Genomic DNA, 20,669 nt, shown 5'->3' with positions numbered 1-20,669 from the left:
TAACATACGTTATATATCAGATATGAAATCAAAAGAAATGCCGCAGTTAAAAAGACCAAATAGTGACCCCAGACCCTCGTCCCTGCCCCGGACCTCCCCTGACAGCGGCAATGAACAATTGATACACTTTCTCGAAACAGATACACCGCCAACCTATACGGCTCAACAGCTGATACAGGCTTTGCCTGCCGCCATCTATACCTGCGATGCCAATGGTTTTATTCTTTCTTATAATAAAGCCGCCGCGGCCCTGTGGGGCCGGGAACCGGAAATTGGTAAAGAGGCCTGGTGCGGTTCGCCTATAATATACACGATGGATGGAAAGGCGCTGGCATTAGACCAGTGCCCAATGGCGATTGCCATAAAAGAAGGACGGGAAATTCAGGACACCCCCATCATCATTGAACGCCCCGATGGCAAGCGGCGGATCATTATGCCGCATTCCAAACCTTTTATAAATACCGCCGGAAAAGTAACTGGTGCCGTTAACATGCTGGTGGATATAACAGAGCAAAAGACTGTAGAAGAAAGTAACGGTCATTTTGCGGCCATTGTTGAATCTTCTGACGACGCTATTATTAGTAAAACCCTGGATGGTATTGTCACCAGCTGGAACAATAGCGCTGAAAGGATCTTTGGCTATACTGCCCAGGAAATGATCGGCGTTTCCATTACCAAAATAGTTCCGCCCAACAGACTGGATGAAGAACCTGCAATACTGAAGCGTTTAAAAAGAGGTGAACGCATCGATCACTTCGAAACCAAACGTATTACCAAAGATGGCAGACTGCTCGATATTTCACTCAGTATTTCCCCTGTTAAAAACAGTAAAGGTATTATTATAGGTGCTTCCAAGATTGCCCGGGATATCACCGCCCAGAAAAGAGTAGAACAACAGATAAAGGAAAGCGAAGAACGATTGCGCCTGGCCATAGAAGGCGAACAAAGGAAAGCCAAAGAAGAGCTGGAAAAGACGGTACTGGCCCGTACCAATGAACTGCTCAGTACCAATTCGGCACTCGAAAAATCGAATCACGAACTGGAACAGTTTGCATATATAGCCAGTCATGATCTGCAGGAGCCATTGCGCAAAATTCAAACCTTTGCCGATATGGTAAAGGACCATCTTCACGACAGCCAGTTAACTGAAAAATATTTTACCAGGATCTATTCTTCAGCCAAACGCATGTCGACACTTATTAATGATGTGCTGAACTATTCCCGGCTTACCAAAACCGGTGAACAGTTTCAAAAAACAGATCTCAATAAAGTATTGAAGGATGTATTATTTGATTATGAGTTACTCATTGAACAAAAACAGGCAACTGTTCTTCATACCGACCTGCCCACCCTTAAAGGGATCCCTTTGCAGCTACACCAGCTGTTTGCGAATTTGATCAGCAACTCATTAAAGTTCTCAGAAAATAAACCGGTCATCAACATTACGTCAACAATGCTTTTGGAAGAAGAAAGGGAATATGTAAAACTGGTTTTTAGTGACAACGGCATCGGTTTTGAACAACAATATGCGGAACAGATCTTCATCATCTTTCAGCGCCTGAACAACATGCGAACCTATAGCGGAACAGGTATAGGACTGGCATTATGTAAAAAAATTGTCGATCACCACGATGGTATCATTACCGCTAAAAGCGCGCCCGGTATGGGCGCTACCTTTACCATTATACTGCCAGTAAACCACTAATATTAAAAGACGGGCCTGTTATGTAGACCCTCTTACGATCAATTTTGCGGTAAGCTCTATCTCCGTTTTGGAGAGCTTGCTTTCTGTGCTTTCGCATTGTTCCATCAACAGGGCCACCGCTTTTTTAGCAATGGCTTCAACCGGTTGTTGAATACTGGTAATGCCGGGTGGATAGATGCGAAAGATATCGTGATCATCGAAGCTGATAACGGCAATGTCTTGCGGAATAGACATTTTTAACCGGTTGATGCTCTCCAGCCCCAGGATAGCCAGATAGTTGGTGGCAAAGAACAACGCATCCAGATGTGGATTATCCTTCAGCAACGCCGCAATTAACTCAACGGCTTCATCGCGTTGGTGTGTATAGGGTATTTTAAGAATATTGTCTTTATTCAGCCGGATGCCCTCTTTTGAAAGCGCCCCGATATACCCATCGAGCCGTTCTTCCATTTGTATAACGTCAAGGTCTACAGTAACAAAACCTATTTCCCGATAGCCCCGTTCAAACAAGTGCGCCATCCCCTGCGCAACGGCCTCCGTATTATTCACCAATACATGTGAAGCTTCTACAGCCGGCAAATAGCGGTCAATCAACACAACAGGCCGGTTCAACTGAACCAGTTGCTGTATATCATCTTCCATATGCGGTGCAGGCGTTATCAGGTAACCATCCACCTGCCGTTGCGATAACATATTGATCAGCTCCTTCCCTTTCGATGCATTATTCTCGGTACTGCAATACACTACCCGGTAGCCATATTGTTCGGCTTCTTCTTCAATCGTTTTTGCCAACGTAGCAAAAAATGGGTTGCCGATGTTCTCTACTATCAGCCCCAGCGTTTTTGATTTGCCGGTACGCAAACTGATGGCCAACTGGTTGGGGTAATACCCCGCATTACGGGCTACCTCAATCACTCGTTTTTCAACAGTTTCGCTGATGCGCATTTTGCGGGCCTTACCGTTCAGCACAAATGATACGGTCGACGATGCTACTCCCGCCATTTGAGCAATATCTTTTATGGATACTTTTTTCATATGGTTTTTGTATTATCGGGTCAATGCCTGGGATACCGAAAACGGATATGCAGCCGGTGTTGTTCCCCGGATATAGGAAGGCTTATTTTTCACATCGTATAACAATGTGCCGCCTTTCTGTAACTGACTGTGGTCGATCCAGTTTTTTGTATGTGCAACTCCGTTCAGTGAAATATTGTGAATATAAAAGTTGTTTTTGTCTGTTGCAGGGGCCTGTATCACCAGCTTTTTTCCATTTTCAAAACTGAGCGTCATTTTGCGGAATAACGGTGTTCCAAAAACGTATTGGGTTGTACCCGGACAAACAGGATAAAAGCCCATGGCTGAAAATACATACCAGGCCGAGGTTTGCCCGTTGTCTTCATCACCGCAATAGCCATCAGGTGCCGCATGGTATAATTTATTCATCACCTGCCGGATCCAGTATTGGGTTTTCCAGGGTTCGCCGGCAAAATTGTACAAATAGATCATGTGCTGAATGGGTTGGTTGCCGTGGGCATATTGTCCCATATTCATGATCTGCATTTCACGGATCTCATGGATAACACCCCCATAATAACTTTCATCAAAAACCGGTGGCAGGGCAAATACGGTGTCCAGCATTTTGGTAAACATTTTCGAACCACCCATCAGGTTTGCCAGCCCCTGTACATCATGGAAAACGCTCCAGGTATAATGATAGCTGTTGCCTTCGGTAAAAGCATCGCCCCATTTAAACGGATTGAACGGCGATTGAAAACTACCATCCTTATTTTTTCCCCGCATTAACAGCGTTGTGGTATCAAACAGGTTGCGATAGTTCATGCTGCGCCTGGCAAAACGATCCACTTCTTCTTTAGGACGGTTTATTGCTTTGGCCAGCTGACTAATGGCAAAGTCGTCATATGCATATTCCAGCGTGCGGGCCGCATTCTCATTGATCTTTACATCATATGGCACATAACCCAGTTGGTTGTAATACTGAACGCCTTTTCTTCCCACAGATGAAAGCGGGCCTTCATTTTCTGTATTCTTTACAATAGCTTCATACAGGGTATTGACATCATACCCACGTATTCCTTTTATATACGAATCGGCAATCAGCGAGGCCGAGTTGGAGCCTACCATGCAATCGCGATGGCCGGGGCTCGCCCACTCAGGTAACCAGCCGCTTTCTTTATAGGTGTTTACCAGCCCCTGCATGATCTGGCTGTTCAGGCTGGGATACATTAATGTAAAGAAGGGGAATACTGCCCTGAACGTATCCCAAAAACCATTGTCAGTAAACATATAGCCTGGTAACACCTGTCCGTTGTAAGGGCTATAATGCACTATTTCATTGGCCTTGTTGTATTCATAGAATTTACGGGGAAATAACAGCACCCGGTACAAACAGGAGTAAAAGGTTTGTAATTGATCGGGCGTGCCACCTTCTGCAAGCAACCGGCCTAACTCGCGGTTCCAGGATTCACGGCCTTTTTTACAAATGGCATCGAACGAATCATTGCCCAGTTCCCGCTGCGCATTTAGCTCAGCCTGTTCAAAACTTATAAAGGAGGAAGCAGTTCTTATATGGACCTGTTCGCCTTTTTTGGTTTTGAAACCAACAATGGCGCCCGTGTGATTGGCCTGGTATTCCAGGGTATCCTTCGCCAGTGTTTTATCATGCCAGGCATGTGCTATCGTAAAATCTTTATCGAAATAAACTACGAAGTAGTTTTTAAATCCTGCAGGCACGCCTCCGCTGTTGTCAGCTGAATAACCAATGATCTTTCTTTCTCCCGGAATGATCTTTATATAGGAGCCTTTGTTGAAAGCATCGATTACAATGAATGAACTGTCGCATGCCGGAAAAGTGAATCGCAATTGGGCAGCACGGTCCGTGGGAGTAATTTCAGTGGTTACATCGGCATCGGCCAGGTAAACACTATAATAGTAAGGGGTAGATTTTTCTGTTTTATGGGAGAACCAGCTGGCGCGTTTGTCCTGGTCGAAATTCATTTTCCTGGTAACCGGCATAATGCTGAACTGGCCGTAATCATTTATCCAGGGAGAGGGTTGATGGGTTTGTTTAAAACCCCTGATCTTTTCGGCGCTGTATTGATACGTCCAGCCGTCGCCCATTTTGTTTGTTTGGGGAACCCAAAAGTTCATTCCCCAGGGCAGCGCAATGGCTGGATACGTATTTCCGTTAGAAAGTTCAATTCTTGAATCGGTCCCCATTAACGGGTTCACATAATCCACGGGTTCAACCGGGATCTGGCTCGTTTGGGCATAGGAATAGCCATACCCAAACATCACTAGCAGGCAGACAATCGCTCTCATGTACTCAGTTAATTTAGTTGTATCTACGGGGAGGTAGATATGAATAAATCCGTAACAATGTTACACATCTAAAACGATTTTGCAAAATTAAAAAGAGCCCTGCTCAAATATTTTTTTCTGCTATCTACTGTTTTACGCACCGGAAGCCTGTATGTTCAAGACCGGTATCAGGTGAAGTTTTCATCCGGGCCGATACACGATAGCTGGCGCAATAAGATGCATGACACAAAAATGAACCACCGCGCACCACTCTTTTAGGAACAGTGGGTTCATCAGGATCGTAACTGGCGGCAGGCCCGGTGGGGTTCTCCAGTTTCTTTGCTGCCACCTGGGCATAATAATCTGAGCGGTACCAATCGGAACACCACTCCCATACATTACCGGCCACATCATATAAGCCATAGGCATTGGCGGCAAATGACTTAACCGGCGCCACCCGCGCAAACCCGTCAGCCACCGTATTACGATCAGGGAAATGTCCCTGCCAGATGTTTGCTTTCGGTTGTCCCTTTTCGACAGGCTCATTGCCCCAGGTATAGGTTTGATTGGCTAACCCTGCGCGGGCAGCCCACTCCCACTCCGCTTCTGTTGGCAATCGCTTGCCCGCCCATTTTGCGTACGCCATGGCATCGTCCCAGGAAACCTGTACTACAGGATAATTCTCTTTTCCTTTTAAGTTGCTGCCCGGCCCTTCCGGGTGTTTCCAGTCGGCCCCTTTCACCCATTGCCACCACTGGCTTACATCATTCAATGCAACAGCATGTACCGGCGGTGTAAATACCAGTGAAGCTGCCACCAGCAGGCTGTCGGCCGGTTTGGGTGTGCCTGGCGGCAGTTGTTTTTGTAATTCCACCCAATCGGGTGTACGTTCTGCGGTTGTTAAATAGTGGGTGGCTTTTACAAATTCCATGAACTGCGCATTGGTTACTTCGGTAGCATCCATATAAAAGCCATCTACGTGTACGGCATGCTGCGGATATTCATCCGGTCTGCCTTCCTTATCTGCAGCTCCCATTTGAAAATCACCACCGGGGATCTTCACCATCCCGACATAGGAGCTTTTGCCATTGGCAACAATTGAATCAGTTGAAGTGGCAGCCGCAAAACGCGATGGCAGGTTCGAGGTGCAGGACATAATAGTATCGCCTTTAGGGATACTATCTGTTCTTGCCGCTACTTTACCGCCTGATTGGTTACATGCTGCAATTACTGCTACTATAGCTACGGCACATATGGCGATTACGCTGCTGCTATTTTTACCTGTCAATCTCATTCTGCGTTTGCTGATTTTGTAAACAAAGGAAAATCCGGGCTCTCCCGGTGTTGCTGTTGCATAATTGTCCGGATCTGCTGCACTACATCCGGGTGTTTATCAGCCACATTATTTTGCTCGCCCTCATCTGTTGTCAGGTCATACAACTCTATAGGTCCATTGGGCTGCTCCGTTACATTTAATTTTATGCCTTTCCATTTTCCCATTCGCACGGCCTGTTTACCGCCCTGCTCATGAAACTCCCAATATAACCAGGGGTGCATGGGTGCATTTTTTTGTCCCAGCAAGGCCGGTACAATTGAAATGCCATCGATGTTTTTAGGTTTCGGGGCATGACCCAGTTCGGCAAACGTGGGTAAAAGATCCCAGAAGGCGCCTACATAATCGGAAGTACCGCCCGCTTTTATTTTACCGGGCCACCAGGCGATCATAGGCTCCCGCATGCCGCCTTCGTACAGGTCTCTTTTAATACCCCGTAATGGGCCATTACTGTTAAAGTAATCCGGATCATTGCCGCCTTCCTTATGCGGACCATTATCACTTGAGAAGATCACCAGGGTGTTTTTATCAATACCATCTTCTTTTAATTTTTGCAGGATCTGTCCAACATATGCATCCAGCCGGCCTACCATAGCGGCATAAGCAGCCCGGGGAAACGCCTGTGGCGCATAGCCTTTGCCATTCCATTTGGGTACCGGAATGGAGTGTTCATTGAGTAGCTTTTTGTATTTCTCAAATAAACTGTCGTTGGGCACCTGTAAGGCAGCGTGTGGCAGGGTATAAGAGAGAAATACAAAAAATGGATTGCTTTTATGCTGATCAATAAACTGCAGCGCTTTCTGGTGTATTAAGTCTGCCGAGTAATCAGTTGGCTGATCTGGTGTATTGGCGGCGAAGTCAACCCGCGTATCGTTTTCCCATAAATGATCAGGGTAATAATCATGTGCCAGCGACTGGCAATTGTATCCATAGAATGCATCGAATCCCTGTTTAATTGGATCGCCTGAGGAGGCTACCGGGCCCAGCCCCCATTTTCCAAAATCGCCGGTGGCATAACCTGCCTGCTTCATTACTTCTGCAATGGTAACGGCCGTATCGGGTATGGGCCATTGTCCTTCCGGTTGCACTCCTTTATTGCCCCGAATGGGGGTATGCCCTGTATGTTGACCAGTAAGAAAAGATGAACGGGAGGGTGCACATACGGCTGTGCCGGCATAAAACTGCGTAAACCGCGTGCCTTGTTTAGCCATGGCATCCAAATGCGGCGTTTGTATCAGCTTTTGTCCATAACAACCCAGATCGCCATAGCCCAGGTCATCTGCAAGGATGAAAATAATATTGGGTTTGGCTGTCTTTGCCTGTTGGGCATCGCTTTGCTGGCACAGGAACAATACACTTAAAACAGAGAAGGCGATCTTAACAAATGATTTGTTCATTTTCATTGGCATTGATTGATCTGTTATTACTCCACTAAATTAATAGAATTAACAATACAGATCATATTCTGAAAAAGAATACACTATTGAATAAAAATATTCAAATGCTAGTAAATAACCATTGGATTACTTTATTTTGAAAAAAAATCACGGGATGAACCAAATCATTGAAAAAATTAAACAAACAGCCCAGTTTTTAGAAGAGAAAGGATTCACCGGCGCTTCCACCGCTATTGTTTTGGGCACCGGCCTGGGTTCTTTTATTGACCGGGTTGAAGTGATCCGGCAAATTTCTTACAATGAGATCCCGCATTTTCCCACCTCTACTGTTGAATCGCACAAAGGTAAACTCAGCCTCGCCAGCCTTGGCGATAAAAAAATACTGATCATGCAGGGCCGCTTTCACTATTATGAAGGTTATAGCATGCAACAGATCACTTTTCCGGTAAGGGTCTTCCAGGCATTAGGTGTAACCAGCCTGTTGTTGAGCAATGCTGCCGGCGGCATGAACCCCGAGTACAAAAAGGGCGATCTTGTGTTACTGACCGACCATATTAACCTGCAACCTGAAAATCCCCTGCGCGGCGTAAACGAACCCGGTCTGGGGCCCCGGTTCCCAGACATGAGCCAGCCTTATGACCTCCGTTTAAACAAAGTATTTATTAAAACGGCGCTTGACCTGGCAGTTCCACTGAAACAGGGCATTTATGTGGCCGTGCCCGGGCCTAACCTGGAAACAAGGGCTGAATACCGTTTTCTTCGCGTGATCGGCGCTGATATGGTAGGTATGAGCACGGTACCAGAAGTTATTGTTGCCAATCAGATCGGACTGTCCTGTGCAGCCGTTAGTGTGATCACCGACGAATGTGATCCCGACAACCTGCATGCCGTGAATATCGATGAAATAATTGCTGTGGCCGCCAAAGCCGACGTAAAACTGAGTTCCGTATTCAAAAGCGTTATTGAACAATTATAGTGTTTGTATAGTGGCTGTTGACTGACCATTGATCAACGACCGCAAAAAACTGCAGAGTTCTGAAAACCGGGATGGTTTTGTAATAAACGTTACCGCGCCCAATTCTTTTGTTCTGAGAATATCTACCGGGTTTGAACTGGTGGTGTAAATGATTACCGGAACGTCTTTGAGGTGGTGGGTTTGTTTTATTTCTTTTAGAAATTGCAAACCACCCATGCGGGGCATATTGAGGTCGACAAAAATATAGTCGGGCAATTTGTTGGCAATTGAGAGCATGGTCAGGGCCTCTAAACCATTGGTAGCCGCCAATAATTGAATGGCTGAATCAACCTTTTCCAGCGCTGATTTAAATATTTCATGATCATCCAGGTCGTCATCCACCAAAAACAGCAGTTGATTTTGAAGCATTGAGATTAGTTTCTGAAATGTGATAGCCTACGTCCTGTTCAAGGTAAGTTTTTTTTCACATTTTCTATTATCTTCGGTTCAATAACTACCGGTTATGACCTATTATCCCAAAACTTTCTTATTGCTTGGCAGCCTGTTCCTGTTTTGCGCCTGCACCAATCGTATGTCAATAGATAAACTCAAAGATCAGATCAGTTCCAAACTGGCTGAACAACCGGGTAATTTTGCTGTGGCGTTCAAAGACCTTTCTACTGGAGAAATGTTGTTGCTTAATGACCAGGATTTTTTTCATGCGGCCAGTACCATGAAAACGCCTGTTATGATTGAAGTATACAAACAGGCTGCAGCAGGCAGGTTCTCATTGAACGATTCCTTTGCACTTAAAAATTTATTCAGCAGTATAGTCGACAACAGTGCGTTCAGTCTGAATGCCCATGACGACAGTGACACAACGCTGTACCAGCACCTGGGTGAAAAATATTCGCTGTATAACCTGGTATATGACATGATCATCAGAAGCAGCAACCTGGCCACCAATATGGTAATAGAACTGGTAAACGCACATAATGTTACACAAACCATGCGGCAGCTGGGTGCTGATAAAATACAGGTGCTGCGGGGTGTGGAAGATTCAAAAGCATTCGATAAAGGTTTGAATAATGTTACCACTGCAAACGATCTGCTGGTGATCTATGAAAAGATGGCGCAGGGTGAAATAGTAGACAACGCTTCTTCACAGGCGATGATTAAAATCTTATTAAACCAGGAATTCAACGACATCATTCCTGCCCGCTTACCAAAAGATGTTAAGGTGGCACACAAAACGGGGAATATCTCCCACGTTCTACACGACTCAGGAATCGTGTTTCTGCCCAATGGAAAAAAATACGTACTGGTGATCTTATCAAAAAACCTGCAGAACGAAGCCAACGCTAAAAAAGCAATGGCAGAAGTATCGGAAATGATCTACAACTATGTGATCACTCCCAGGGAATCTTAATGTAAGTGTTGTTGCGCCTGTTGTTCCAACCGTTCGTTCTCATCGGGGCAATGTATGGTTTTCGATTCCAGTTCAATAGTACTGTGGTGAATGTTGTGATGCATCAACTCATGTTTGAGCTGTTGGATCACTTTTAATTTTTCATCGAAAGGCAGGCCGTCATCGATGATCACATGGGCGGTGAGCGCGTTCTCGGTGGTGCTTATTGGCCAAATGTGAATGTGGTGTACGTTCACGATATACCCAACAGATAAGATAACACGGCTTATTTCATCCAGCTCAATGCCTGCGGGCACGCCATCTACCGACATATTAAAGCTATCGGTTAGTAACGACCAGGTGCCGATCAATATGATGATCATGATCGCCAGTCCAATCACAGGATCTAACCAGTACCAACCGGTGTAGGAAATTACAATTCCGCCAATAACCACGCCTACCGAAACCAGGGCATCGGCCAGCAGATGCCAGTAGGCGCCTTTTACATTCAGGTCGGTGTCTTTATGCCTGAAAAAAAGCAGCGCAGATACGCCGTTCACTACAATACCCAGTGCAGCCACCCAGGCAATGCCACTACCCTCTACAACGGGCGGCGACTGCAGGCGAAGTACCGATTCGTACCCCAGCATTCCAATTGCCAGTAGCAGCAGCAGGGCGTTTAAAAAGGCCGCTAATACGGTTGTTTTCTTAAATCCGTAAGTATACCGGATGGTAGCCTGTTTGTGGGCGAGTTTAAAGGCAATGTAGGAAAGCAGCAGGCTGGCAACATCTGCCAGGTTATGCCCGGCATCGCTCAACAGCGACATGGATTTATAGGTGAGGCCAGCCCCTATTTCCACCGCCACAAACACTATATTGAGGCCAATACCCAGCTGAAAGGCCTTCAGGCTTTCTTTATTGAACGATACGGCATGGGAGTGGTCATGGTGTGAATGATCGTGCGCCATTGCCCAAAGTTACAGGAAAATAAAAAGAGCGGGTAGTAGACACTACCCGCGAGTCACATGAGAAAAATTCTATTACCGCAACTGGTTTTATATGCTCCAGGGATGAGTTGCGATAGGCTATAGAAAAAAATCCCCGGAGAAAGTCCTCGCGGCGCCCCGTCTGATCAGGGGCTACCGCAATTATCTTACTGCTTTTGAATAATGCAACGGACGTTTGTGCAAAATTTCCATCAGCAGCTCAAATAAATCGTTTTCCCTGTAGTTGTACCTGAACTCCGTTTCTTTTACGTGCAGGTGCAGGGTGCCGCTGTTTAAACCGCGGAATTTTATCAACCGCGATTTCAGCATGCCCCAGAACAGATCAATTTCATCGATGTTCGATTTGCCGCGGATTACCCCTGATACCGAATCGTTGGTACGGTACAGGCGAATACTGTTAAAATCGGCAATGCCGTTGTACATGTGCAGGCGATGTTTTTCAACAATGTCGCGTTCGCCTTCCGTTTTTCCTTTTAACCAATCGTACATCCATTCCGAATCGATGTTGGCAATTTTGTCGGTGTAAATGGTTTCATCGTTTTTAAATATGCCGTAAAACGATTTCTTAGCGGCATCGCCATTGCTGGCAATACCCCCATTTTCCGACGCAAGATAAATGGCCGTTCCATTGGTGAATTGAAATGGATTTCTTTCCTCGCAAAACTTTGCGATGTGCGTACGAATCAGCTTGAAATACGCATTTACCGTAATACGGCTAATTCCCGTGATGTTGGCGATCTGTGTGGCTGTCAGATCTTCTGAGAATAATTTAATAAGTTCCCGAACTTTCCGCTCGGAAAGATGGGCACCTTTCAGATATCTGTTTTTCATGGCTGCTTAGGTGGTTTGAAGTACGTAACTCTACGTAAATAAGACAATTTTTATTATACGCCCCGTGTTAAAATATTATAAACGGCAGAAGGATAGGATGTACGATACAACCTACTTATCTTGTAGAATAAGAGAAGAAGTAAATTTATCTAGTAGAGTATATTTTGCTCGTTTTTACGAGAGTAATAACTGTTTAATTTTTGCAGCCACTTTTTCACCATTAGGTAACATGGCTTGTTCCAATTGCATATTCATCGGCACTGCCGGAACATTTAATGCGCCCATAACGGTAACAGGTGCGTCAAGCCATTGAAAACAGGTATAGGAAATTCTTCCGGCCAGTGCTTCCGCAAAGGAGTTGTTCTGCTGTTCTTCAGTAACTACCAAACATTTACCATGTTTTTTTACCCTTTCGAAAATGAGATTTTCATCAAGTGGGTACAACGTACGCAAATCAATCACATCCACCTGGCCCGGGAAATGCTTCGCAGCAGCCTTTGCCCAGTACACACCCATGCCATAAGTTATTACACAACAGGATTCACCGTTAGTAACGTTCACTTCATCCGCAGCTATAACCACTGCTGCTTTCCCTAATGGCAACACATAATCCCGGGACGGCTCAATTGTTTTTGCATCTTCGGTTCCCGGCACTTTGCTCCAGTATAATCCTTTATGTTCCAACATTACTACCGGATTGGGATCCAGGAATGCGGCCTTCATCAACCCTTTCATATCTGCCGCATTGGAGGGATATACAACTTTAATTCCTTTGACAGATAACAACGTTGTTTCAACACTGCCGCTGTGATAGGGCCCACCGCCGCCATAAGCGCCAATAGGCACGCGTATTACTGTTGAAACAGGAAATTTACCACAGCTCAGGTAGCTCGATTTAGAGATCTCTGTTACTAACTGATTAAAGCCGGGATAGATATAATCGGCGAATTGTACTTCCACGATTGGTTTTACGCCTACGGCGCTCATGCCCACGGTTGAACCGATGATGTAAGCCTCCTGAATAGCAGTATTGAAAACGCGGGTATCGCTGAATTTTTCCGCCAGTGTGGCCGCCTCGCGAAAAACACCACCCAGGCGCCGGCCCACATCCTGGCCGTACAATAAGGCTTCGGGGTAATCTTCCATTATTTCCCTGATGGCAAACAGGGCTGCATCCACCATAATGATCTTTTCATTACCGGCCGGTTGCCGTTGTCCTTTTTCTTCAGTAACAGGTGTTGGTACAAAAACATGGTCTGTTACAGTGGCCGTATCTGGATCTGGTGCTTCAGCCGCCTGTTGAAACTGCTCGTTTACGGCTGTCCACGCTTCTTTTTCTATGTTTTGTAATTGCTGGGAGTCGATGCCAAACTGTAATAAACGCAACCTTAATTTGGGCAGGGGATCACTCACTGCATGATTTTCCAGGTCTTCCGGGGTGCGGTAAAACTCCCTGCGCACACCGCTGGTATGGTGGCCCAATAACGGTACTTTGGCCTGCACCAGGTAAGGTGTTCTATGCTGGCGAACGTATTGCACCACACGGTGCATGGTATCGAAACTTTCTTCAAAATTGCTGCCATCGATTCGTACCCGGTCGAGGCCGGGAAAGCCAGCTGCATAATCATAAGCATCCATAACACGTACTTCTTCCGAGGTTGCGCTTATGCCCCAGTTGTTATCCTGTACCAGGTAAATCACGGGCAGTTTTTTCAGAATTGCAAACTGGAATGCTTCGCTCACCTCGCCTTCTGTTACACTGGCATCGCCCAGTGAACAAATTACCACGGGTAATTCGCCATTGGGGCCTTTTATTAATTTATGGGAATTGATCTGTTCCAGGTAATTGATACCCTGTGCAACGCCGGTGGTGGGGATGGCCTGCATACCGGTAGCGCTGCTCTGGTGTATAATAGTGGGTTTATCGGTACCGCGGTAGTTGGGGTGGGAATAGTATTCGCGGCCGCCGGTAAAGATATCGTCGCGTTTGGCCAGCAGCTGCAGCATTAACTGGTAGGGAGAAAAGCCCAAACCCAGCAGAATGCTCTCATCCCGGTAATACGGGCTTATATAGTCACAGGGGAGTAATTGAAAGGCGGCAGCCAATTGAATGGCTTCATGGCCTCGTGACGTTGAATGAACGTATTTGCAAATGGCGCGGTTTGCTTCATAGGTATCGGCCATGGCTTTTGCGGTACACATGAGCCGGTAAGCCTTCAATAATGTATCGGTGTGCATCATAGATAACCGGCAAAAGTAACAATAACAAATGTTAGTTTGGACTGGGATAGTGGGAAATTTGAGATTTATGAGTTTTTGGATGGTAAAGCCCCACAAAACCCGGTTCAGACAATAAAAAAGCCCTCCCCGAAGAATCGGGAAAGGCTATTTCCTTGTAATGATGATCTATTTGTTATTTGATCTCTAAACTTAATAAGCTGTCGTCTTCGATAAAGGCTTCCAGCTCGTCACCAACAACACATTCGCCTACTCCCGCTGGTGTACCGGTAAATACGAGGTCGCCGATGTTCACTGAAAAGTAGTTCGAGATATAGGCCACTACTTTATCGAAGTTGTTCATCATGAGCCCTGAATTTCCCTGTTGCACCAGTTCTTTGTTTTTATATAAACAGAAGTTGATGTCTTTTTTGTTTTTGACATTCGTAAGTGGGATCCACTTGCCAATCACGGCTGAATTATCCCAGGCTTTTGCTTTTTCCCAGGGCAACCCTTTTTCCTTCAACTCATTTTGAATGTCGCGCGCAGTAAAGTCGATGCCAACTGTTACTGCATCATAATATTTGCTGGCAAATCTGTCCTGAATGTATTTGCCATTCTTCGATATACGCAATACCAGTTCACATTCGTAATGTAATTCGTTTGTGAACTCGGGGTAATAAAAAGGGGTATGAGCCTGCAGTAATGCACTCTTAGGTTTCATAAACACTATAGGTTCATCCGGAACCTCGTTACCCAGTTCTTTTGCGTGAGCCACATAATTACGGCCTACACAGAAAATTTTCATACTCAACAAAGGGTTTAATTGAGATAATTGTTTTCAAGTTTCATGCGCCTGGAAAAGCCGGGGGTACGTGGTCATAGAGATATTGAATACCAGAATATTACTTACCACAAATATTGGCATTGCGAAAATAAAGATTCAAATTAACAAATCATAGTGTAAACTCCAATTTATTCGCTTCATTCATAGTTCGTTCGATGCCAATAGTGATAAAATTTTCTACCACCTCCACACATTTTTCAACCTTTCGTTTTACTAAGGGCGATTCCTCGGGCGTCCAGCGGCTCAGTACAAAATCAGCCTGCGCTCCTTTGGGGAAATTGTTACCGACACCAAATCGTAATCGGGGGTATTTATCGTTAAGAAGGGTCTCCTCGATGCTCCGCAATCCGTTATGACCGGCACTACTACCCGAAGATCGAAGCCGGATACGGGAAAGCGGTAATGCAATATCGTCTACTATTACCAATAATTGTTCCAAAGGGACCGATTCTTTTTCCATCCAGTACTTTACCGCCTTGCCACTCAGGTTCATAAAGGTGGTAGGCTTGATGATCGTCAACTTTTTGCCCTTCCACTTCATCTCACAAATGTGTGCCAGCCTCCCTACCCCAAAAAGGCCGCCGTGTTTTTGGGCAAATGCATCCACTACATCAAAACCTATGTTGTGACGGGTATACACATAATCTTCTCCAATATTACCTAATCCTATCAACAGGAATCTCGTCATGGCAATAGTTGAATAATGGGTGGTGGGGTAAGCTACATGCAGAAAAGGCCAAAAATGATCAAAACCGCTTTTGAGTCAAGGGTCAAATCAGGCAATCCGGCAAATGGATCAAATTGGTCAAATAAGTCACCGCAAAATTGAGTCGCACGTCAATCGGGTGGTAGGAACATTAAAAAAGGTCAAATCAGTCAATGATCCCTTTCTCTCAGTTCCCATGTGACTCACCTGACCCCTTTATATTTCGACTTAAAAGCCCCGAGTTACCGGGGCTTTATAATAACATTATTGAACTTATTTTTTAGCAGCTGGTTTTGCAGCAGCAGCAGGTGCCGCAGCTTTAGGAGCCGCACCTTTAGCAGCAGCAGGTGCCGCAGCTTCTTCCTGTTTCAACTGACGCGTCATTACAACTGATGCAATGGGAATACGCGGTGAGTTCAGGATCTCATAATTTGGCTCATTCACATCTTCAACACGAATGTTACCATTCAGTTCCAGCGTGGTAATATCTACTTCAATGTTCTCTTTCAGGTGTTGAGGAAGTGATTTCACCTTTAATGATTTCACTTTGGTAATAAGACGGCCACCATCTTTTACCCCCTGAGAAGTTCCGGTAAATTTAACAGGAATGGTTGCAATTACCGGTCTGTCCTGAACCAGTTCCAGGAAGTCTACGTGTGACAGAGAATCTGATACTTTGTCAAACTGCAGGTCTTTCAGGATACATTTGTAGCTTTTTCCGGCTACGTTAACTTCAACTAACAGAAAATCAGGAGTATATACGATGGGTTTGAAAGCCAGCACAGGTGCTGAAAAAGCAACTTCCTGTGTACCGCCGTAAATTACACCAGGCACCAGTCCCTGAGAGCGAATTTGTCGGGTGGCTTTTTTCCCGGTTTCGGTCCTCAGTTGTCCTTCGATTGTAATTGTTTTCATTGTTTATGTTTGTTTAAAAATTCCTGTTTTTAGCTGTTTCTTCTTTGGCTGTGTATGAATAACCCAGTGATACTTCTGTTCTCATACGCATTGCGAATAGCTACAGCAAACAATTCAGCAACGCTTAAAATCTTCACCTTCGAGATCTTTTGCTTCATCGGTATGGTATCACACACTACTATTTCTTCCAGTACACTGTTCTCTAAATTCGAGTAGGCATTGCCACTTAAAACAGGGTGTGTACACAATGCACGTACACTACGCGCTCCTTTCTCCTTCAACAAACCGGCTGCTTTTGCCAGCGTTCCACCCGTGTCGCAAATATCATCTATCAATACTACATCCCGGTCGGTAACGTCGCCAATAACCACCATACTCGCGATTTCATTGGCCCGTTTACGGTGCTTATCGCATATTACCATTTCAGCATTGAAATAAGAAGCGATCTCACGAATACGATTCGCACTTCCCACGTCGGGGGCCGCAAAAGTAAGGTTTTCCAACTGAAGTTGTTGGATATAAGGAATAAAAATAGCGGAACTGTCGAGATGGTCTACGGGGATGTCGAAATATCCCTGGATCTGGGGAGCGTGGAGGTCCATCGTGATCACCCGGTCGGCACCGGCAGCCACTAACATGTTGGCAACCAGTTTAGAACCGATGGCCACGCGGGGCTTATCCTTCCGGTCCTGCCGCGCGTAGCCATAATATGGTATTACAGCCACCACTTTATAGGCCGAAGCCCGCCGGGCGGCATCGATCATTAATAATAACTCAAGTAAGTTTTCTGCCGGGGCAAAGGTGCTTTGCACCAAAAAAACCATGTCACCCCGGATGCTTTCCTGAAATACAGGCTGAATTTCTCCATCACTGAACTTCGAGATGGTTATTTTTCCAAGGGTGGCCCCGAATTTCTGGGCTATTTTTTCGGCCAGGTATTGTGACCCTGTACCTGAAAAGATCTTGACTGACATTTGCATACCGCGATAAAATGTGCGGCGAAGATAACGCGAAGCGTGGGATTTGCCCGATAACCTATGGACAAAAAATTAATTCTTTGATAATTAAATAGGAACTCAACGGAAACTGATTAATCGGTAGATCCCCAAAACAATGCGCTTACTTGGTTACTGTCAGCAAAATATTCGAACCACCGGGCGTCATGGCAGTTGTTTTATGATTCTCTCCCGCTTCTTTCGCTATCTTTTTGGGATAGAATGCATAAAAAATAGCTGAACAAATAAAAATGGAGAAGAAAAGGGCGACAAAATACATGCCTATGCAAAAAAGAAATGGTTGATAACCTCCAATAGCAGCTAAAGTAGTCTTTCTATTCATGGGGATATAGATTAAGTATTTACAAAAGATTTGGATTTTGAAATAAATAGTGCCTGTACTTAGTACATAACGCACATTTTGTGGTTATAGTATTTATCCGAAAAGTACAGGAAATTTTTGAACTATGCAAGAAACTAAATTTACAATAAAAGAATGGGCTAAAGACGACCAACCACGGGAAAAGCTGCTAAGGAAAAATCCAGCCACTTTGAGCGACTCCGAACTGCTCTCCATCCTCATCGGAAACGGTCATCGCCAAAAGAATGCCATTGAACTGGCAAAAGAGGTCCTTCGACTGGGCAAGAACAACCTAAATGAACTAGGTAAAATTACCATACAGGAAATGATGAGTGTCAAAGGAGTAGGCAAAGTGAAGGCCATTGCTATCATGGCTGCCCTCGAATTGGGCCGCCGCCGGCAGGCCGCCCTATCCCTCGAAAAACCGTTTGTAAAGAGCAGTCGCGACATAGCCAATTACCTGCAGGCCCTGTTACGCGACCTGCCAAACGAAGTTTTTGCCGTGGCTTATCTGAACCAGGGCAACCGGATAAATCATTTTGAAATAATAAGTGAAGGCGGTATTACGGGAACCGTGGCCGATCCCCGCATCATTTTAAAAAAGGCGTTATTGGAAGAAGCGGTCAGCCTGATCCTTTGCCATAATCACCCATCGGGCAATTTACAACCCAGCCGGGCCGATCAGGACCTTACCAAAAAACTGAAGGAGGCTGCCAGGCTATTCGACATCTCCCTCTTTGACCATATTATAGTAAGCGAAAACGGCTATTTCAGCTTTGCCGATGCCGGAATGCTCTAGTTAGTGGTTACGCCTGCGCTGTTGGGCCACCGAAGTTCATAGGGATCTGCACATCTTCCAGGTCCTGGATCTTGCCATTGGCAGCTTCAAAACGCTGGATATTCTCGGTTAATGCCTTCATAAAGCGCTTGGCGTGCTGCGGCGTTAATATAATACGTGATTTCACCTTGCTTTTGGGTGTGCCGGGCATCACATTCACAAAATCTATTACAAACTCGGCGTGGGAATGGGTAATGATGGCAAGATTGGCATACTCCCCTTCTGCTACTTCTTCTGAGATTTCGATGTTAAGCTGGTTTTGCTGCTGGTTTTGATCTTCCATCATAAAAAGTTTAAGCCTCAAAAGTAAGAAACCGGGCGTAATATAAAAACAAAACCGTCCTCCCCGCAAAGCCGGGAGAACGGTCCGTTTGTTAAACAAGGAATATATTATAATTTATCCCAGAACAGTTTGAACTCCACTTTATCACCTCCCATATGGGCGGCAGCAGTGGTATAATTGGTACCGTTCAACTGCTGCTCACTAGCAGGGTAAGGGAAACGGTTGGGGAAGCCTGAAATGGCATTTACCACCGGTGTCAGTTTCGGATAGTCGAGCCTTCTTATTTCGGTCCAGCCTTCGAACGGACGGTTAAATAAAGCGATCCATTTCTGGAATCCGATCTTTTGTCTCCAGCCACCAGCAGCGGGTGCAGTAGCATAAGCCACCCCTGTCTGTGCCAGGTAATCAGAAGCATCTTGTGCGGTTCCACCCCAATGTTCAATGGAAGCGGCTATCGCATTGTTATAGTGCGCTTCGGCAGTACCTGCAACAGTATAACCACGCTCGATGGCTTCCGCCCGTAAAAATTCTGTTTCTACATAATCAAGGAAGATATAATTGGCATCGGCTGCATAGATCTGTGGGCCTATGTGGCTGAAATTGGCATACGTATTCACTTTGCCAACAATACCCCCGGCATAATCACCCGCTTTGTTAGTGGTGAAAAATACTTCTTTGCGTGGATCTTTTAAATTGATCAGCGGGTCCATCAGGTCTTTTGCAGCAACATAATCTGAACGGCCTCCGGTAACAATATCTGCATATAAAGGACTTTGGTTAGGGCTGTTCTTTTCGTATTTAAAAAATGCATTCTCGTCGATTGCACTATAAGCTTTTGGCTCAGACGCTTCCACAATAGCTTTTGCTTTTGCATTATCTACATCAGCCAGCATCATACCCATTTTAAATTGCAGGGTATTGCCAAATTTTATCCAGTTTTCAATACTGCCTTTGTTTATAATATCATCTGCTTCATCAAAGCCGCTGGAAGTGGTTTTTAATTTGCTGAGGTCATCTGCCAGTCTTTTTAACAGGTCCAGATAAACTGTTTGGGCATCATCAAAAACCGGAAACAGGTTGTCTCCATCCAATGCTGCTTTGTAGGGCACATCGCCAAATGTGTTTATCAGTACGTTGTACGCAAACACCTGCATGATATCAATACAGGCAAGCTGGTTTTGTTTGATGCCTGGATCTAAAAAGGCGTCAGCAGCAATGAGCCTTGAACCTTCAGCCAGATCTTTTAAAGCATCACGGTAAAATCTTACCCACCAGTTTCCAGGGATATTCCGCGTGGTAAAATTATACTGCGCTTCATCCTGGTATACAGCCATGGCCGTGTGACCGATGGTAAACCGGAATACATTTATGTTTACGCTGGCGTTGACGAGGCCATCTGCCATATTCCGGGTTGCATTGGAAAACAGCATTGACCCGGGAACGGTCCCTGGCTTTTTCTGATCAGTATTAAAACGGGAGATATCTTTTGTACATGCCGCTAACAGTAATACCGGCAATGCTAAATATAAAATCTTTCTCATGATTTGTTTCAG

The 20,669-nt window shown here is 45.3% G+C and carries 19 protein-coding genes; 4 read left to right on the top strand and 15 right to left on the bottom strand.

Translation table 11 applies throughout. The annotated features are described in order from the left end of the window. Window positions 1–22 precede the first annotated feature (22 nt). A complete protein-coding gene (locus BMX95_RS24800) occupies window positions 23–1,705 on the top strand; it encodes a PAS domain S-box protein (RefSeq protein ID WP_081197130.1) in 1,683 nt (560 codons plus the stop codon). 18 nt (window positions 1,706–1,723) lie between these two features. Here the strand turns inward: BMX95_RS24800 and BMX95_RS24795 are convergent, their stop codons facing one another. The 4 genes from BMX95_RS24795 to BMX95_RS24780 form a co-directional block, all read right to left on the bottom strand. Beyond that, on the bottom strand, window positions 1,724–2,740 hold the full coding sequence (locus BMX95_RS24795; RefSeq protein ID WP_081197131.1) for a LacI family DNA-binding transcriptional regulator: 1,017 nt from the start codon (window positions 2,738–2,740) through the stop codon (window positions 1,724–1,726). 12 nt (window positions 2,741–2,752) lie between these two features. Then, window positions 2,753–5,044 (bottom strand): GH92 family glycosyl hydrolase, encoded by a 2,292-nt coding sequence (locus tag BMX95_RS24790; protein WP_081197132.1) that lies wholly within the window; start codon window positions 5,042–5,044, stop codon window positions 2,753–2,755. Between the two features lie 124 nt (window positions 5,045–5,168). Beyond that, on the bottom strand, window positions 5,169–6,317 hold the full coding sequence (locus BMX95_RS24785; RefSeq protein ID WP_081197133.1) for a formylglycine-generating enzyme family protein: 1,149 nt from the start codon (window positions 6,315–6,317) through the stop codon (window positions 5,169–5,171). Further along, window positions 6,314–7,759 carry an arylsulfatase gene (locus BMX95_RS24780; protein ID WP_242672957.1) on the bottom strand — a complete coding sequence of 482 codons (1,446 nt, stop codon included), beginning with the start codon at window positions 7,757–7,759 and terminating at the stop codon, window positions 6,314–6,316. Before BMX95_RS24780 ends, BMX95_RS24785 begins: the two co-directional genes overlap by 4 nt. 148 nt (window positions 7,760–7,907) lie before the next feature. On the opposite strand from BMX95_RS24780, the gene BMX95_RS24775 reads away from it, so the two are divergent. Then, window positions 7,908–8,729 (top strand): purine-nucleoside phosphorylase, encoded by an 822-nt coding sequence (locus tag BMX95_RS24775; protein ID WP_165758787.1) that lies wholly within the window; start codon window positions 7,908–7,910, stop codon window positions 8,727–8,729. Here BMX95_RS24775 and BMX95_RS24770 read toward each other — a convergent pair. Next, entirely contained in the window at window positions 8,724–9,137 is a 414-nt protein-coding gene (locus tag BMX95_RS24770) for a response regulator (protein ID WP_081197136.1), read from the bottom strand. The two genes, BMX95_RS24775 and BMX95_RS24770, sit on opposite strands and share 6 nt — an antisense overlap. 94 nt (window positions 9,138–9,231) lie before the next feature. On the opposite strand from BMX95_RS24770, the gene BMX95_RS24765 reads away from it, so the two are divergent. After that, window positions 9,232–10,137, top strand: a complete 906-nt coding sequence (locus tag BMX95_RS24765) for a serine hydrolase (RefSeq protein ID WP_081197137.1) — start codon at window positions 9,232–9,234, stop codon at window positions 10,135–10,137. On the opposite strand, the gene BMX95_RS24760 is transcribed toward BMX95_RS24765, so the two are convergent. The 8 genes from BMX95_RS24760 to BMX95_RS24725 all read right to left on the bottom strand — a co-directional run bounded on the left by BMX95_RS24760 (window position 10,134) and on the right by BMX95_RS24725 (window position 17,977). Continuing rightward, window positions 10,134–11,084, bottom strand: a complete 951-nt coding sequence (locus BMX95_RS24760; protein WP_081197138.1) for a cation diffusion facilitator family transporter — start codon at window positions 11,082–11,084, stop codon at window positions 10,134–10,136. The genes BMX95_RS24765 and BMX95_RS24760 overlap by 4 nt on opposite strands. Before the next feature lie 180 nt (window positions 11,085–11,264). Beyond that, window positions 11,265–11,954: a hypothetical protein gene (locus BMX95_RS24755; protein ID WP_081197139.1), complete on the bottom strand. Its 690-nt coding sequence runs from the start codon at window positions 11,952–11,954 to the stop codon at window positions 11,265–11,267. A 174-nt stretch (window positions 11,955–12,128) separates the two neighbouring features. Further along, window positions 12,129–14,195 (bottom strand): alpha-ketoacid dehydrogenase subunit alpha/beta, encoded by a 2,067-nt coding sequence (locus BMX95_RS24750; protein ID WP_081197140.1) that lies wholly within the window; start codon window positions 14,193–14,195, stop codon window positions 12,129–12,131. A gap of 172 nt (window positions 14,196–14,367) precedes the next feature. Then, window positions 14,368–14,979 (bottom strand): fumarylacetoacetate hydrolase family protein, encoded by a 612-nt coding sequence (locus tag BMX95_RS24745; RefSeq protein WP_081197141.1) that lies wholly within the window; start codon window positions 14,977–14,979, stop codon window positions 14,368–14,370. Between the two features lie 148 nt (window positions 14,980–15,127). Further along, the gene (pth, locus tag BMX95_RS24740; protein ID WP_081197142.1) at window positions 15,128–15,706 is read right to left on the bottom strand and encodes an aminoacyl-tRNA hydrolase; all 579 of its coding nucleotides are present in this window, start codon (window positions 15,704–15,706) and stop codon (window positions 15,128–15,130) included. A gap of 291 nt (window positions 15,707–15,997) precedes the next feature. Continuing rightward, window positions 15,998–16,639 carry a 50S ribosomal protein L25 gene (locus tag BMX95_RS24735; RefSeq protein WP_081197143.1) on the bottom strand — a complete coding sequence of 214 codons (642 nt, stop codon included), beginning with the start codon at window positions 16,637–16,639 and terminating at the stop codon, window positions 15,998–16,000. 29 nt (window positions 16,640–16,668) lie between these two features. Then, window positions 16,669–17,619 carry a ribose-phosphate pyrophosphokinase gene (locus BMX95_RS24730; protein WP_081197144.1) on the bottom strand — a complete coding sequence of 317 codons (951 nt, stop codon included), beginning with the start codon at window positions 17,617–17,619 and terminating at the stop codon, window positions 16,669–16,671. A 139-nt stretch (window positions 17,620–17,758) separates the two neighbouring features. After that, window positions 17,759–17,977, bottom strand: coding sequence for a hypothetical protein (locus BMX95_RS24725; RefSeq protein WP_090519609.1), 219 nt, complete (start codon window positions 17,975–17,977; stop codon window positions 17,759–17,761). A gap of 124 nt (window positions 17,978–18,101) precedes the next feature. Between BMX95_RS24725 and radC the strand changes: the two genes are divergently transcribed. Beyond that, on the top strand, window positions 18,102–18,794 hold the full coding sequence (gene radC / locus BMX95_RS24720; protein ID WP_081197146.1) for a RadC family protein: 693 nt from the start codon (window positions 18,102–18,104) through the stop codon (window positions 18,792–18,794). Window positions 18,795–18,801: 7 nt separating this feature from the next. Here the strand turns inward: radC and BMX95_RS24715 are convergent, their stop codons facing one another. Further along, window positions 18,802–19,119 (bottom strand): DUF3467 domain-containing protein, encoded by a 318-nt coding sequence (locus BMX95_RS24715; RefSeq protein ID WP_014216490.1) that lies wholly within the window; start codon window positions 19,117–19,119, stop codon window positions 18,802–18,804. 104 nt (window positions 19,120–19,223) lie between these two features. Next, entirely contained in the window at window positions 19,224–20,657 is a 1,434-nt protein-coding gene (locus BMX95_RS24710) for a SusD/RagB family nutrient-binding outer membrane lipoprotein (protein ID WP_081197147.1), read from the bottom strand. Window positions 20,658–20,669: the final 12 nt, after the last annotated feature.

Origin of the sequence: Niastella yeongjuensis (assembly GCF_900110245.1) — a bacterium.
Lineage (GTDB): Bacteria > Bacteroidota > Bacteroidia > Chitinophagales > Chitinophagaceae > Niastella > Niastella yeongjuensis.
Note: the sequence above shows the minus strand (reverse complement) of the source record. Positions and strands in the feature narration are given on the sequence as shown.

Coding starts and splice junctions, on each gene's coding strand:
- BMX95_RS24770 (WP_081197136.1), bottom strand. CDS start 9,137: ATGCTTCAAAATCAACTGCTGTTTTTGGTGGATGACGACCTGGATGAT.
- BMX95_RS24800 (WP_081197130.1), top strand. CDS start 23: ATGAAATCAAAAGAAATGCCGCAGTTAAAAAGACCAAATAGTGACCCC.
- BMX95_RS24710 (WP_081197147.1), bottom strand. CDS start 20,657: ATGAGAAAGATTTTATATTTAGCATTGCCGGTATTACTGTTAGCGGCA.
- BMX95_RS24715 (WP_014216490.1), bottom strand. CDS start 19,119: ATGATGGAAGATCAAAACCAGCAGCAAAACCAGCTTAACATCGAAATC.
- BMX95_RS24780 (WP_242672957.1), bottom strand. CDS start 7,759: ATGAAAATGAACAAATCATTTGTTAAGATCGCCTTCTCTGTTTTAAGT.
- BMX95_RS24760 (WP_081197138.1), bottom strand. CDS start 11,084: ATGGCGCACGATCATTCACACCATGACCACTCCCATGCCGTATCGTTC.
- BMX95_RS24765 (WP_081197137.1), top strand. CDS start 9,232: ATGACCTATTATCCCAAAACTTTCTTATTGCTTGGCAGCCTGTTCCTG.
- pth (WP_081197142.1), bottom strand. CDS start 15,706: ATGACGAGATTCCTGTTGATAGGATTAGGTAATATTGGAGAAGATTAT.
- BMX95_RS24790 (WP_081197132.1), bottom strand. CDS start 5,044: ATGAGAGCGATTGTCTGCCTGCTAGTGATGTTTGGGTATGGCTATTCC.
- BMX95_RS24755 (WP_081197139.1), bottom strand. CDS start 11,954: ATGAAAAACAGATATCTGAAAGGTGCCCATCTTTCCGAGCGGAAAGTT.
- BMX95_RS24775 (WP_165758787.1), top strand. CDS start 7,908: ATGAACCAAATCATTGAAAAAATTAAACAAACAGCCCAGTTTTTAGAA.
- BMX95_RS24725 (WP_090519609.1), bottom strand. CDS start 17,977: ATGAATAGAAAGACTACTTTAGCTGCTATTGGAGGTTATCAACCATTT.
- BMX95_RS24745 (WP_081197141.1), bottom strand. CDS start 14,979: ATGAAAATTTTCTGTGTAGGCCGTAATTATGTGGCTCACGCAAAAGAA.
- BMX95_RS24785 (WP_081197133.1), bottom strand. CDS start 6,317: ATGAGATTGACAGGTAAAAATAGCAGCAGCGTAATCGCCATATGTGCC.
- radC (WP_081197146.1), top strand. CDS start 18,102: ATGCAAGAAACTAAATTTACAATAAAAGAATGGGCTAAAGACGACCAA.
- BMX95_RS24750 (WP_081197140.1), bottom strand. CDS start 14,195: ATGATGCACACCGATACATTATTGAAGGCTTACCGGCTCATGTGTACC.
- BMX95_RS24795 (WP_081197131.1), bottom strand. CDS start 2,740: ATGAAAAAAGTATCCATAAAAGATATTGCTCAAATGGCGGGAGTAGCA.
- BMX95_RS24730 (WP_081197144.1), bottom strand. CDS start 17,619: ATGCAAATGTCAGTCAAGATCTTTTCAGGTACAGGGTCACAATACCTG.
- BMX95_RS24735 (WP_081197143.1), bottom strand. CDS start 16,639: ATGAAAACAATTACAATCGAAGGACAACTGAGGACCGAAACCGGGAAA.